13 protein-coding genes and 2 tRNA genes are annotated in these 13,096 nt (G+C 42.1%); 12 read left to right on the top strand and 3 right to left on the bottom strand.

What is annotated here, in order from left to right:
- Positions 1 to 37: 37 nt before the first annotated feature.
- From PQO05_RS25070 to PQO05_RS25060, 3 genes are all read left to right on the top strand, one after another.
- Positions 38 to 1,063 (top strand): UbiA family prenyltransferase, encoded by a 1,026-nt coding sequence (locus PQO05_RS25070; RefSeq protein WP_273630212.1) that lies wholly within the window; start codon positions 38 to 40, stop codon positions 1,061 to 1,063.
- A 58-nt stretch (positions 1,064 to 1,121) separates the two neighbouring features.
- Positions 1,122 to 1,376 (top strand): hypothetical protein, encoded by a 255-nt coding sequence (locus PQO05_RS25065; protein ID WP_273630211.1) that lies wholly within the window; start codon positions 1,122 to 1,124, stop codon positions 1,374 to 1,376.
- A gap of 270 nt (positions 1,377 to 1,646) precedes the next feature.
- Positions 1,647 to 1,847, top strand: a complete 201-nt coding sequence (locus PQO05_RS25060; RefSeq protein ID WP_273630210.1) for a DUF308 domain-containing protein — start codon at positions 1,647 to 1,649, stop codon at positions 1,845 to 1,847.
- A gap of 139 nt (positions 1,848 to 1,986) precedes the next feature.
- On the opposite strand, the gene PQO05_RS25055 is transcribed toward PQO05_RS25060, so the two are convergent.
- From PQO05_RS25055 to PQO05_RS25045, 3 genes are all read right to left on the bottom strand, one after another.
- Positions 1,987 to 3,297, bottom strand: a complete 1,311-nt coding sequence (locus PQO05_RS25055) for a carbohydrate porin (protein ID WP_273630209.1) — start codon at positions 3,295 to 3,297, stop codon at positions 1,987 to 1,989.
- Between the two features lie 129 nt (positions 3,298 to 3,426).
- Positions 3,427 to 4,080 (bottom strand): HD domain-containing protein, encoded by a 654-nt coding sequence (locus PQO05_RS25050; RefSeq protein WP_273630208.1) that lies wholly within the window; start codon positions 4,078 to 4,080, stop codon positions 3,427 to 3,429.
- Positions 4,081 to 4,117: 37 nt separating this feature from the next.
- Complete coding sequence (locus tag PQO05_RS25045) at positions 4,118 to 4,384, bottom strand: helix-turn-helix domain-containing protein (RefSeq protein ID WP_273630207.1); 267 nt, start codon at positions 4,382 to 4,384, stop codon at positions 4,118 to 4,120.
- 316 nt (positions 4,385 to 4,700) lie between these two features.
- On the opposite strand from PQO05_RS25045, the gene PQO05_RS25040 reads away from it, so the two are divergent.
- The 9 genes from PQO05_RS25040 to PQO05_RS25000 all read left to right on the top strand — a co-directional run bounded on the left by PQO05_RS25040 (position 4,701) and on the right by PQO05_RS25000 (position 12,978).
- Positions 4,701 to 4,982 (top strand): DUF427 domain-containing protein, encoded by a 282-nt coding sequence (locus PQO05_RS25040; protein ID WP_273630206.1) that lies wholly within the window; start codon positions 4,701 to 4,703, stop codon positions 4,980 to 4,982.
- 3 nt (positions 4,983 to 4,985) lie between these two features.
- Positions 4,986 to 6,368 (top strand): mercuric reductase, encoded by a 1,383-nt coding sequence (locus tag PQO05_RS25035; protein WP_273630205.1) that lies wholly within the window; start codon positions 4,986 to 4,988, stop codon positions 6,366 to 6,368.
- 5 nt (positions 6,369 to 6,373) lie between these two features.
- Positions 6,374 to 7,330: an ABC transporter ATP-binding protein gene (locus tag PQO05_RS25030; RefSeq protein ID WP_273630204.1), complete on the top strand. Its 957-nt coding sequence runs from the start codon at positions 6,374 to 6,376 to the stop codon at positions 7,328 to 7,330.
- A complete protein-coding gene (locus tag PQO05_RS25025; protein WP_273630203.1) occupies positions 7,327 to 8,898 on the top strand; it encodes an ABC transporter permease/substrate-binding protein in 1,572 nt (523 codons plus the stop codon). Before PQO05_RS25030 ends, PQO05_RS25025 begins: the two co-directional genes overlap by 4 nt.
- A gap of 5 nt (positions 8,899 to 8,903) precedes the next feature.
- A complete protein-coding gene (gene egtB, locus PQO05_RS25020; protein WP_273630202.1) occupies positions 8,904 to 10,055 on the top strand; it encodes an ergothioneine biosynthesis protein EgtB in 1,152 nt (383 codons plus the stop codon).
- A gap of 10 nt (positions 10,056 to 10,065) precedes the next feature.
- On the top strand, positions 10,066 to 11,058 hold the full coding sequence (locus PQO05_RS25015) for an L-histidine N(alpha)-methyltransferase (RefSeq protein WP_273630201.1): 993 nt from the start codon (positions 10,066 to 10,068) through the stop codon (positions 11,056 to 11,058).
- 190 nt (positions 11,059 to 11,248) lie between these two features.
- Positions 11,249 to 11,320, top strand: a tRNA-Glu gene (locus PQO05_RS25010).
- A gap of 107 nt (positions 11,321 to 11,427) precedes the next feature.
- Positions 11,428 to 11,499: transfer RNA gene (locus PQO05_RS25005), tRNA-Glu, on the top strand.
- Between the two features lie 228 nt (positions 11,500 to 11,727).
- A complete protein-coding gene (locus PQO05_RS25000; protein WP_273630200.1) occupies positions 11,728 to 12,978 on the top strand; it encodes a PIN domain-containing protein in 1,251 nt (416 codons plus the stop codon).
- Positions 12,979 to 13,096 lie beyond the last annotated feature (118 nt).

Here is a 13,096-nt window from a genome sequence, read left to right as displayed (position 1 = left end):
ATAAATTTATTGACCTTAATATGGCTACTTTAGTTTAATGATGCTGAAACATTTAGTCCCCACCAAATCGGCCATTGCGCACCTGCGCTTTGTGTTTTCGATTTTCCTGCTGCCTGTATTTTGCTTCGCTTACAGCCAGGCACCGCAGGTGGATCTATTGAAAGCAATTATCATATTTATAGTCTGGCATTTGCTTGCTTTCCCGGCCAGTAACGGTTATAACAGTTATTTTGATAAAGATGAAGACAGCATCGGCCTGCTCGAAAAACCACCCGAGGTAGATCTTAGCCTTTATTATTTTTCGATACTGCTGGAAGTGCTGGCTTTTGGGCTGGGTTTTATTGTGAGCTGGCAGTTTGCCTGTGCGGTTTTGCTGTACGGTATTATGTCTAAAATGTACAGCCACCCGTCAACCCGCTTAAAGCGTTTCCCGATCATTAGCTTTTTAACTGTATTTATTTTCCAGGGCTGTTTTATTTACTGGACTACCTTTTCGGCTCTATCCGGTGAAAGCTTATTCAGGCATTGGGATGGCAGCTTTATTATTGCCGGGGCAATTTGCTCTTGCCTCATCGGTGCATCGTACCCACTAACCCAGGTTTACCAGCACGAAGAAGACGGCCGCCGTGGCGACCGTACCATTAGCCTGTTACTGGGTTATAAAGGCTCATTCATTTTTTCGGGGTCGTTATTTGCCAGTGCCATTATCCTCACGTTTATTTACTGGCAACCTATTTCGCTAAAGCCGTTTTATAGCTTTTTAATCTGCTCATTACCTGTGTTTCTTTATTTTAATTACTGGTTTTACCTGGTGGGGAAATCAACCGCCAATGCCAATTTTAAGAATGCCATGCGCATGAATTTTATCAGCGCTACTTTTATGTTGATTTATTTTGCAGGATTGATGGTGATACCGAAAGCAAGTTTCTTGCCTCCTGAAAGTGTATTAAAAGCTACAGTAACTTTCGTTCCTCGCAATGACGTTCATGTGGGTAAATCCGAAATCGAACATCCGAATTCCGAAATCAATCTTCGCTTTCTAATCTCAAAGTCACATCCCTAATTAATTTAACACTATTTACAAAAGCTGCCGTTGTATTAATAAACAATAAAATACCACTATGAAAAAGGCAAGCTATATTCTGTTAGTAGCAGGAGTTGTGATTATGATTGCGGGGTTATTTGTATTTGGTCACATAAACCAGGATAACGCTGTGGATTCGCATGTAAGAGGGGTTTATATTAATGGGATCCGCTCGTTTCCATGGCCGGTGTTTGCCGGGTTTGTGTTGTTTATGATTGGTGTAACCTTTAATATATCTGATGAAAAGCGCGTTGGCCAAAGATTTGTAAATGACCATGCAAGACACGCTTAGTTTATAGAGCCAAGAAACTAGAGCCAAGAGACAAGTTGGAAATCAAAACGTTATTGCGAGGAACGAAGCAATCCCCGACCTACAGAGCAGCTCTGTAAAGTTCGCGATTGCTTCGGTCCTCGCAATGACGTGCGTGTAGAGTAAATTCGAAATCGAACATCCGACATCCGAAATGTAAATCCTTTCTACTCTCAAAGTCATAATATAATCCGTACATTACATTTGTGTTAATAAAGCGTTTAACATATAAACATCAACGAAATTGATATTATGAAGAAATCAAATTATATCCTGTTACCAATAGGAGTTGTTATCATACTAATCGGGATATTCATATTTAACCAGGTGAATATCGCAACGATGCTATTATCTGTATCTACCGGGCTTTTATTCTTAGCCGGTGGTGTGGGCGTAATTATGGCTAATAAAAAGAAGCGCGAGCAGAAGCTTGCTTATGTACGTGTAAAATAGAATCAAGAGACAAGAGCCAGGAAACAAGATGCTTTGCGTGTTGGATTGAGCTTTAATAAAATAGGAAAGGCTGCAATTTATTGCAGCCTTTCCTATTTTATATGTCTTGATTCTTGTCTCTTGTTTCTTGCCTCTGAGCTTAAAACTCTATGTGTGCCCTAACCGAAAATACATTCACCGGTCCGCGGTCTTTGTTATAGGCCGGGTTCATGATAAACTGGTAATCGGGGGTGATGAAAAACTTCTGCTGAAAAGCATCGATCTTGTAATAAAGTTCGGCAATCATCTCGGTGCTGTAGTTTAGTTTACCATCACCGATGATGAAACCGTACCCGCCTGCTGCCAGATAATCGCGGTGATCTTTCGATATGCCGTTGCCTACAAAGGCCAGGCCTATCTCATCGTTTTTGCGTTTCCACGACTGGCCGTTTAATATACCACCGAAGCTGATCGATCTGTCGATCTCAGTAAAAAACCATGTTTCAGTTTTACCATCGTTATAACTTGCTTTGGCAAACACGCCAAAATCTTTGGTGATGTTTTGTTCGGCATTTAAACCGAAACCATATTTGTGGCGGCCGTAACGTTGGGTGGTATCTACAACCGGGTTAACGGGCGAGAGCGCTAATGCATCTTTGTAGCTTCCCATTTTGCCATTGTTTAAAAAGCCTAACACGCGGAAAGTGCCTTTTTTGTCGCCATCGCCATAGCGTTTTTCATATTCTAAGGTTTGTGAATTGGCTTTGCCGATCTTGGCATCCCATACTGCGCCGTTGGCGGTGGTGGTTACCATGGTGTAAGCAAAACGGAGGCTCCACGTCGGCTGGCCTAATTCGGCATACAAACCAATTACATAACCACGGGTATTGGCTGGGTAATCCCAGGCGCCATTGCTCATCAGCGACCAGTTCATGAACTGCGTACGCGGATCGTGGCTAAAGGCATTACCATCAAAATAATCGGCCATACCGAATTTACCTGCGGTTAACGATAGGTAACGTTTACTTTTTAAGCCGGCCAGTTGGTTCTGATCGTCCTTTATAGTGTCCTTTTCTTTACCCCATTCAAAATTCTGGGTGAGGTATAAGCGGGCAATATAGATCTTAGGCTCAGCTTGTCCAACACGGAAAGTTTCACCATTTGGGAAACCGGCCACGCCCAAAGTTTTACTTAAACCCGCACCGCCCGACATTTCGGGATTAAAAAAGGCCTCGGCGCCTTTCCATAACCGTGCACCGCCAAAGAGGGTAGTGGTTAATGACGTTTGGGTTTCTTTAGCGGTTGATAAACTGTTTTGTCCGCTATAATCAGCGCTAAAACCCGGTTTACTTTGTGTAATAACCGTTTGCTGGAAGTGAAAGTTAAAGCGTTGTTGCTTCAGTGTATCCTGTGCATTAGCATACTTTAAAACTGCAAAGCAAAATATCAATAAGAGTATTTTTTTAATCATAAGCTTCTGTTGCGTGAAATTAATACAAATGTTTGGCGTAAGGATGTAACCTTATCTATACAAAGATAGATAAATTAAATTAATCTAAAATAATTTTTAGACTTATCTAAAATTACAATGTTGCATTCATTACAACTTACCATCCCACTCGTTATAAAACTGTTGCAGGTACAGTTCCATAAAATCGTGCCGGTTTTGAGCCAGTTGTTTACCGGTGCTGGTATTCATTTTATCTTTCAGCAGTAACAACTTTTCGTAAAAATGGTTGATGGTAGGTGCGGTACTATTTTTATAAGCCTCTTTGGTAAGGTTTAAATCGGGCTTGATTTCTGGGTTGTACATTTCGCGGTTTTTGTAACCGCCGTAAGTAAACGCACGGGCAATGCCAATAGCGCCAATGGCATCCAGGCGGTCGGCATCCTGTACCACGGCAAGTTCGTTCGAAAAGTAAGTTTGTCCATCGAAACTGGCCTTGAACGATAAATGTTTGATGATTAAAGCTACCTGCTCAATCACAGTTTCTTCCGCACCAATTTCGCGCAAAAATTTTGCTGCTGTTTGGGGGCCAATTTCTTCGTCGCCATTGTTAAACTTACTGTCAGCAATATCGTGCAGCAAAGCAGCCAGTTCAACAATGGTCATATTCACGTCTTCAGTCTGGGCAATCAGCTTTGCATTGTTCCAAACGCGTAAAATATGCCACCAGTCGTGCCCCGATTCGGCGCCGGCTAAAGTTTTTTTAACGAAATTTTCGGTTGATGTAATTAAGAATTCGTGAGTCATATTTGCAGCTGTTAAGGCTGCAAATATACTACGCTATTTATAAGGAAACGGCACGCGGTTGCTCTATCGATAAAGATGATTTAACATCACCCATCAAGGTAATCACTTCTACTTCTATTATTTTGGCAATCTGGAAAAGGCGTTCGAGCGTAATTTTGGTATAACCCAACTCTATTTTACTATAGGCGTTTTGCGAAATACCCAACTTCATGGCCAGATACTCTTGCGTATAGCCCTTACCCTCTCTGATGCGGCGAATGTTGCCCGCTATGTTTTTAACTTTATAAGCTACGTCTACAGTCATAACTACACAGAATATATTTCTATTAAATACGGGATAGAACTAAGCTTGGATTTAACTCAAGCCTAATTTTATTAAATACTAAATTAAATTACTTGGAAATGATAGATGGATCGGCGTTCGAACACGTAACGTTAATTATTAAAAACGAATAAGTGAAGAATAACAACCTGCCGTTGTAAAGAACTACAAACCAGCTATAATTCGAACTTTTATATAGTTTAAATGTTAAAAAAAGCAGCTTTCCTAAAATCATATTATGTCATAAAAAGAAAGTGTACCTTTATAAATCAACCATCCAACCCTAAGAATAAAAAACATGAAAGCAACCTGGAATAATGAAGTTATTGCCGAAAGTAATGACACCATAGTTGTAGAAAACAACCACTACTTCCCATTAGAAAGCGTAAAAAAAGAATACCTGCAAAGCTCGGAAACGCATACCACCTGCCCGTGGAAAGGCCTGGCATCGTACTATACCTTAAACGTAAATGGCGAGCAAAATAAGGATGCCGCCTGGTATTACCCCGAACCTAAAGAGGCCGCCAGCCAGATTAAAGATTATGTTGCCTTTTGGAAAGGCGTTAAAGTAACCGAATAAGTTATGAAGCATTATGATGCTATTGTAATTGGTGCCGGGCAGGCAGGTTCACCGCTGTGCCGCAAACTCGCCAATGCCGGTAAAAAAACCTTAATTATAGAGAAGCGCTGGATAGGCGGCACATGCGTTAACGATGGTTGCACGCCAACCAAAGCAATGGTGGCCTCGGCGAAAGCAGCTTACCTGGCTAAACGCTGTACCGATCTGGGCGTTACTATCGATAGCTTTCATATCAACATGAAGCAGGTTAAAAAGCGCAAGGACGAGATCGTATTAAAATCACGTAATGGCGGGTTAAATGCAATTGAAAAAACCGAAAACCTTGACCTGCTGTTTGGCGAAGCATCTTTCACCGGACCTAAAACCATCAAAGTAAAACTAAATGATGGGGGCGAAGAAGAAGTACAAGCTGATCTGATTTTCCTGGATGCCGGTGCAACGCCTGTGATCCCTGAGATTGATGGGTTGAAAGATATTGATTACCTGACATCAACCAGCATTCTTGATCTGGAAGAAGTGCCGGAACATATCCTCATCATCGGTGGTAATTATGTGGCTTTGGAGTTTGCGCAGATGTTCCACCGTTTTGGCAGTAAGATCTCCGTGCTGGAACGCAGTGAGCGCATTATGGCTAAAGAAGACGAAGATGTATCAGACGGATTGAAAGATATATTGGTTGAAGAAGGCCTCGGTATTTATGTTAAAGCCGAGGTGCATCGTTTCGAAAAAACAGCTGATGGGATAAAAGCCTCGACAATTGTAGGTGGTGAGCAAAAGGAATTTACCTGTTCGCACATACTACTGGCAGCAGGCCGTAAGCCATTGACCGAAGCATTACAACTGGATAAAACAGGTGTTGAACTTGATGAAAAAGGCTTTATTAAAGTAAACGAAAAACTGGAAACCAATGTGCCCGGTATTTATGCTTTGGGTGATGTAAATGGCGGGCCTGCTTTTACGCATATTGCCTATAATGATTATACCATTGTATACCGCAACCTGGTAGAAGGTACTAACTATAATACAACCGACAGGCCATTGCCTTATTGCATGTTTACCGACCCGCAACTGGGCCGTGTAGGCCTGACAGAAAAGCAAGCCCGTGAACAGGGTTATGATATTAAGGTAGCCGTGCTGCCCATGAAACACGTGGCTCGTGCTATTGAGGTGAGCGATACCCGCGGTTTTATGAAAGCTGTTGTTAATGCCAAAACCAAAGAAATTTTAGGCGCGGCTGTTTTAGCTGAAGAAGGCGGCGAAATTATGTCGGTACTGCAAATGGCTATGGAGGGCGGCATTACCTACGATAGGATAAGATACTGTGTATTTGCGCACCCAACCTATTCAGAGTCGCTCAATAATTTGTTCATGAAGATTGAGGACTAACGGGTATGATTTCGGTACGGCAACTCAGTAAGCACTATGGCGATGTTAAAGCTGTAGATAATATCTCATTTGAGGTTAATGAACACGAGAACCTTATTTTATTGGGCACCAGTGGTTGCGGCAAAACCACCACGCTTAAAATGCTCAATTGGCTGATAGAGCCCACATCGGGCGAAATATTTTTCGATGGGAAAAACATCAAAGAACAATCGCCCGAAAGTTTGCGCCGCGGTATAGGCTACGTGCTGCAAAATACAGGCCTGTTTCCACATTATACCATTGCCGAAAATATTGCCGTTGTACCCCGTCTACTCAAATGGGACAAAGCCAAAATAGAAAGCCGCACTAACGAGCTTCTGGAGAAGTTGCATCTGCCGGCAGATAGCCTGCATAAATATCCATCGCAGTTAAGTGGTGGGCAGCAGCAGCGGGTGGGCCTGGCGAGAGCCTTGATTGCCGATCCACCGGTTTTATTAATGGATGAACCTTTTGGTGCTTTAGATAATATTACCCGCACTAAGGTACAAGCTGAGTTTAAAGACCTGGATGAGCTTACCCGCAAAACCATCATCATGGTTACCCACGATGTGCAGGAAGCCTTTGAACTGGCAGATCGCATTTGTTTAATGGATCAGGGGCATATCGTGCAAATCGGCACCCCGCAGGAATTATTGTTTAGCCCTGCTAATGATTTTGTGAAGCAATTTTTAGATGCGCAGCGTGTTCAGTTGGAGTTTAAAACGGTAACTATCGGCAATTTGTGGGATCGGTTGCCCGAAGGCGGACTGGCATCCATATCATCAAGCTTAAACCAAAACACCAGTGTATGGGCAAGTTTGGCCGCGTTCGAAAATCAAACCCAGCAACAGTTAACCATTCAAAATGCCGACGCTATTAAAACAGTAACGTTCGAGCAGTTGATGTCGGCTTTTCATCAATATCAACAACGCCCGCAGGTATGAACGAACATCAACAAACCCTGTGGGAGTTTATGCAGCAGCAGTCGGACAAACTGCTAACGCAAACTATGGAGCATATCGGGCTCACGTTTATAGCTCTCTTGTTAGCAATAATTATTGGCTTACCATTGGGCATTTTCATCGCCCGCAGGCAAAAATTCTCTGGCATTGTTCTGGGCATTGCAGGGGTGCTGCAAACCATTCCAAGTATTGCCTTATTAGGTTTTATGATCCCGGTTCTGGGTATCGGTCCCAAACCCGCAATTGCAGCTTTGCTGATCTATGCACTATTGCCTGTTATCCGCAATACCTTCACTGGTATAACCGGGGTTGATCCTACCATTAAGGAAGCTGCCCAAGCCATGGGCATGAGCAAGCAACAGATATTGTCACGAGTAGAGCTGCCTTTGGCAATGCCGGTAATACTGGCAGGTATCCGCACCGCTGCGGTAATTAATGTGGGCGTGGCAACATTGGCTTCGCTAATAGCAGCCGGTGGTTTAGGTGAGTTTATTTTCGGCGGCATCTCGCTTAATAATACCAATATGATTTTGGCCGGAGCTATTCCTGCTGCATTACTGGCAATCATATTCGATTTTCTGCTATCATTGGTGCAAAAGTTAAATGCGAAGAAATTGAAAGTGGCAGTGCAGGTGTTGCCTGTAATTATTGTTCTTTTATCCTTCATCTATCTTGTTCCATCGGCTTATGGTAGCAAACTCAAAGCGGGGTTTACGCCTGAGTTTATGGGTAGGCAGGATGGCGATCTCGGCCTTAAACAGAAATATGGCCTGAAAATCCATACACTGGTAATTAGCGATGCGGTGATGTATAAGGCGGCCTATCAAAAGGAGTTGGATGTGATAAGCGGCTATTCAACCGACGGTAGGTTGATGGCTTTTAACCTGGTGGTGCTAAATGATGATAAAGCGATCTTTCCACCGTATTATGCCGCGCCTGTAGTTCGTGAAGATGCTTTAAAACACTTTCCTGAACTGGAAAAAACATTGAACCTTCTGGCTGGCCATATCAATGATTCGATCATGACGACGCTGAATTACCGTACCGATTATCTGCACGAAACTCCCGAAAAAGTGGCTAAAGATTTCCTGGTCGCGCAGCATCTGTACAAAGCAGATCGTAATGGATCAGGAGATATCGTACGTATCGGTTCTAAAATTTTTGGTGAGCAATATATCCTCGGCGAGATGTACAGTATGCTGATTAAGGGCTATACTGATTATCGGGTATCAACTAAAACAGGTTTAGGCGGTACCAAGATTTGCTTTGATGCACTGACTAATAACCAAATCGACCTCTATCCTGAATACACCGGGACAGGTTTGCTGGTGATGCTTCAACCCAAACAAAAAGTGATTGATTCCTTATCAATCGATAAAAATAAAACCTACCAATACGTAAAAGATGAGTTTGAAAAAAGGTATCAGCTAAAGTGGCTGAAACCCATTGGCTTTAATAACGCCTACGCTTTAATGATGCGAAAACAACAAGCGGATGACTTAAAGATTAAAACAATTTCAGACCTTAAACGATATTTGGATAGCAAGTAAAAGCAATGAGCGTATTAGGCGACCGTTACAAAAAAATAAGGCAGCGAAGCGAAACTATCTGTAGCCCGCTGCAAACCGAAGACTACGTGGTGCAACCCATTGTGGATGTGAGCCCGCCTAAATGGCATTTGGGGCACACCACCTGGTTTTTTGAAACCTTTATCCTGAAGCCCTATTTTATGGGTTACCAGGAGTTCAATCCCGAGTACAATTACGTTTTTAATAGTTATTACGAAACCGTAGGTGCACGTGTAATCCGTACAGATCGTGGCAATTTGAGCCGCCCAACCGTGCAGGATGTTTACAAATACCGCGCTTATGTTGATGAAGCGATGTTCCGCTTTTTGGCTACTGAACCATTTGCCGAAATTAAAGAACTGCTAATACTGGGTTTTAACCACGAAGAGCAGCACCAGGAATTGCTTTATTACGATATCAAATATATCCTCGGGCATAACCCATTATTTCCGGCTTACGATTTAAACTATGCTTCGCCCAAAACGGAGCGTGTTGATGGCGATTTTATCAGCATGCCCGAAGGGATTTACGAAGCTGGTTTTGAGGGCGAAGGTTTTAGTTTCGACAATGAGTTAAACCGCCATAAGGTTTACCTCAATGCTTACGAGATCAGCCCTAATCAGGTAACTAACGAAGAATATTTAGCATTTATTAACGATGGCGGTTACCATGATTTCCGCTACTGGCATGCCGAAGCCTGGGATTGGGTTAAAACCAACAAAATTGAAGCGCCGCTTTACTGGCACTTAATAGATGAACAATGGCATAACTATACCTTCCGTGGGTTGGAGCCATTGAACCTGGATGAGCCGGTAACACACATCAGTTATTACGAAGCCTACGCTTATGCTTCGTGGAAAGGCCTGCGCCTGCCAACCGAGTTTGAGTGGGAGGCTGCTGCCGCTCAATTTAAATGGGGTAAAAGCTGGGAGTGGACCGAGAGTTCCTACCTGCCTTATCCCGGTTTTGCCAAAGCACCTGGTGCCATTGGCGAGTATAATGGTAAGTTTATGGTGAGCCAAAAGGTACTCCGCGGCGCATCAGAAGGTACGCCGCCGGGGCACAGTCGCCCAACTTACCGCAATTTCTTTCATCCAAGTATGCGCTGGCTTTTTAATGGTATCCGTTTAGCCAGATAATTTAATCACAATGCAAGCTACCCAATTGAAAAATCAAGAACCTATAACCGCTGTGGATACCGCAACCAGTCAGTTTTATGACGATGTAATCGGCGGCCTTACTTCTACGCCCAAACATCTCGATGCCAAGTATTTTTATGATACCCGTGGCGACGAGCTGTTTCAGGACATTATGAACTGCGACGAATATTATCCAACCGATTGCGAGATGGAAATATTTAAAGAGCAGACCACAGGGCTGGTAAAAGCGCTTAAGGCTGATGGCTCGCCGTTTAACCTGATTGAACTGGGGGCTGGCGATGCTACCAAATCAATCCACCTGTTGAGAGGTTTGCTGGATGCAGGTGTTGACTTTACTTACCTGCCGATAGATATATCCGGCCACGTAATTGATTCTTTAAATGAAACGCTGCCTGCCCAGCTTCCCGGTTTGCAGATTAAAGGCCTGCAGGGCGAATACTTTAAAATGTTGAAACAAGCCGCCGCCGGATCTGATAAACGTAATGTGGTGCTTTTCCTGGGCTCTAATATTGGTAATATGCCGGTGCATGAGGCTGAAGATTTTTGCAAGGTGCTGCACATGCATCTTTCAAAAGGCGATATGGCGCTGATTGGTATCGACCTGAAAAAGAACCCGAAGATTATTTTGGATGCTTATAACGATAAGCAAGGCATTACTAAACAGTTTAACCTTAATTTGTTAGATCGCATTAACCGTGAGCTGGAGGCCGATTTTGACACCACCCAGTTTGATCATTACCCAACCTACGATCCTGAAACCGGTGCCTGCAAAAGTTACCTGATTAGTTTAAAAGACCAGCGGGTTAACGTTGGCGGGCAGGAAATCAGCTTTGTTAAGGATGAATATATCTACATGGAGGTATCGCAAAAATACACCCTCGCACAAACCCGAAAAATGGCTGCCGCCGCCTGTTTTAAACCAATGAAAGATTTTTATGATAGTAAAAAGTGGTTTTTAGATACAATTTGGGTAGCTATTTAGGCCTTTTTTATAGTTATAAAGTAAGTTTGAAATTTTTTTTCAATTCGATTATTAATTTTTGATTCAAACTTATATCTTTGCAATCCCAAAATAAGGGAAACAGTTCTTTAAAAGCGTAGTCATTAGTCAATATTCATCAGTCATTAAGGCTGCCGAATAAAACACTAAAGCCTTTTAAATTAAAATAAAAGGCCCGTTCGTCTAGGGGTTAGGACGTTAGATTTTCATTCTAGAAACAGGGGTTCGATTCCCCTACGGGCTACTATAACAGTTTTGAGGTGTGAGTACTGAGTTTTGAATTATCTTGTGTAATTTGAAATGAAATCATTCACTAATCCGCAGCTTTAAAACTTACAACTACAAAAATGCGGCCCGTTCGTCTAGGGGTTAGGACGTTAGATTTTCATTCTAGAAACAGGGGTTCGATTCCCCTACGGGCTACTAAGCCGCTTTACGAAAGTAAAGCGGCTTTTTTGTTGGGATATAATATGGTACGAGTGCGCCATACTCGCACGAGATCAGAGGTTTAATGTATATGTAAAAACTCTAGGAACATCATCAATAACAATTATTTATAGTTTCTTAGCCGCATAGTAATTAAATGCCCAAACCTGATTTAGGAAATTAACCTATATTTATAATCTAAACTTTATCTATCACAATAACGCAATGCCAGAAGAGAAAAACTATTTCCTTTATAAGAAGCAATATCCCGATCACTTATCGATATTATCCGGTCACAAGCTTGACCTTAATAAGTTTATCAAAAGCGCGATATTCGTGATCGATGCGAATTCTCTTTTAGTTCCTTATAATTTAGGACAGGAAAGTCTGAAAGAGATCCGCCGCATTTATTTGGACGTGCTGAAGCCCGAGCGGCTAATAGTCCCGGCACACGCCCTGCGTGAATTTGCGAAACACAGGTCAATAAAGATCAGTGAGCTTTTCACCGAAGTAGACAAAGCATTATCGACCATCCCTGTAATTAAAGACCTAAATTACCCGATATTAGAGGACTTGAAGCCCTATAAAGATTTATTAGCCTTTAAAAAAGAATTCGCGGAGCATATTAAACCATATAAAACCATCTTAAAAGACTTACAGGCCAGTGTTAATGAATGGAACTGGTTTGATCCCGTTACCCAACTCTACCACGATGTCTTTACCGCATCGAATATTATTGAAACTACCTTAGATGAAGTCAACCTGATCAAAGAGTTTGAAGACCGCATGAACAATAACATTCCTCCCGGAAACCAGGATAAAGCTAAGGATGTAAACTCAATAGGCGATTTTCTGATTTGGAAATCAATTTTGGAGTATGCGAAAGCCAAAAAGGTTGACATTGTATTGGTTACTAATGATGAGAAAAATGATTGGATGCTAAAAGGCAACAAAAAGTCCATCTCCACACGGTTCGAACTGGTCGACGAATTTTGCAGATACACCGATGGGCAGCAATTTATCTGCCTGAATTTCGAGGATTTTCTGAAGATACAGGGAGCACAAGAATCTGTTGTAATTGAAGTGGCCACAGCTGTTGTACAAAGCAATCAGGTGAACGATTATTATAACCGCCTTGGAAATGGACTGAATGCCGTAAATACCATCATCACTAGTTTTTTAAACAACCCTACTGGCCCTGATGACAATTATATGAATAGTGACACTTTCAGTTCGCTATCTAAAAATTTAATTGAGCTTTTGAGGAATGAAGAAATTAATGTTTTTTTAGGAAAAAGGGCGGAATTGGCTGATAAAGTGATTTATAACTTAACGATTATGAATAGTCTCAACTACGAGATACATTACCAAGCCATTCGCATGAAACGAAACACGTTTAATCAACAATCAGATCTACGTAAGTTATGTCAACTTACCCTGCCTTTAATTGAAGAAATTGAATTTTACCTAATCTGATATCTATTTTCAGTATTTAAAAAAATCCAACGGCTGATACTCTTAATCATCAATTATGAAGGTCACATTTAGTCGGCTTATTGCCGACTAAGCTGCTTTACAAAAGTAGAGCGGCTTT

Origin of the sequence: Mucilaginibacter jinjuensis, assembly GCF_028596025.1 — a bacterium.
GTDB classification, from domain to species: domain Bacteria; phylum Bacteroidota; class Bacteroidia; order Sphingobacteriales; family Sphingobacteriaceae; genus Mucilaginibacter; species Mucilaginibacter jinjuensis.
The sequence above is the reverse complement of the archived record's forward strand: the minus strand, read 5'-3'. Positions and strand labels throughout refer to the sequence as shown.

Coding starts and splice junctions, on each gene's coding strand:
- PQO05_RS25070 (WP_273630212.1), top strand. CDS start 38: ATGATGCTGAAACATTTAGTCCCCACCAAATCGGCCATTGCGCACCTG.
- PQO05_RS25065 (WP_273630211.1), top strand. CDS start 1,122: ATGAAAAAGGCAAGCTATATTCTGTTAGTAGCAGGAGTTGTGATTATG.
- PQO05_RS25060 (WP_273630210.1), top strand. CDS start 1,647: ATGAAGAAATCAAATTATATCCTGTTACCAATAGGAGTTGTTATCATA.
- PQO05_RS25055 (WP_273630209.1), bottom strand. CDS start 3,297: ATGATTAAAAAAATACTCTTATTGATATTTTGCTTTGCAGTTTTAAAG.
- PQO05_RS25050 (WP_273630208.1), bottom strand. CDS start 4,080: ATGACTCACGAATTCTTAATTACATCAACCGAAAATTTCGTTAAAAAA.
- PQO05_RS25045 (WP_273630207.1), bottom strand. CDS start 4,384: ATGACTGTAGACGTAGCTTATAAAGTTAAAAACATAGCGGGCAACATT.
- PQO05_RS25040 (WP_273630206.1), top strand. CDS start 4,701: ATGAAAGCAACCTGGAATAATGAAGTTATTGCCGAAAGTAATGACACC.
- PQO05_RS25035 (WP_273630205.1), top strand. CDS start 4,986: ATGAAGCATTATGATGCTATTGTAATTGGTGCCGGGCAGGCAGGTTCA.
- PQO05_RS25030 (WP_273630204.1), top strand. CDS start 6,374: ATGATTTCGGTACGGCAACTCAGTAAGCACTATGGCGATGTTAAAGCT.
- PQO05_RS25025 (WP_273630203.1), top strand. CDS start 7,327: ATGAACGAACATCAACAAACCCTGTGGGAGTTTATGCAGCAGCAGTCG.
- egtB (WP_273630202.1), top strand. CDS start 8,904: ATGAGCGTATTAGGCGACCGTTACAAAAAAATAAGGCAGCGAAGCGAA.
- PQO05_RS25015 (WP_273630201.1), top strand. CDS start 10,066: ATGCAAGCTACCCAATTGAAAAATCAAGAACCTATAACCGCTGTGGAT.
- PQO05_RS25000 (WP_273630200.1), top strand. CDS start 11,728: ATGCCAGAAGAGAAAAACTATTTCCTTTATAAGAAGCAATATCCCGAT.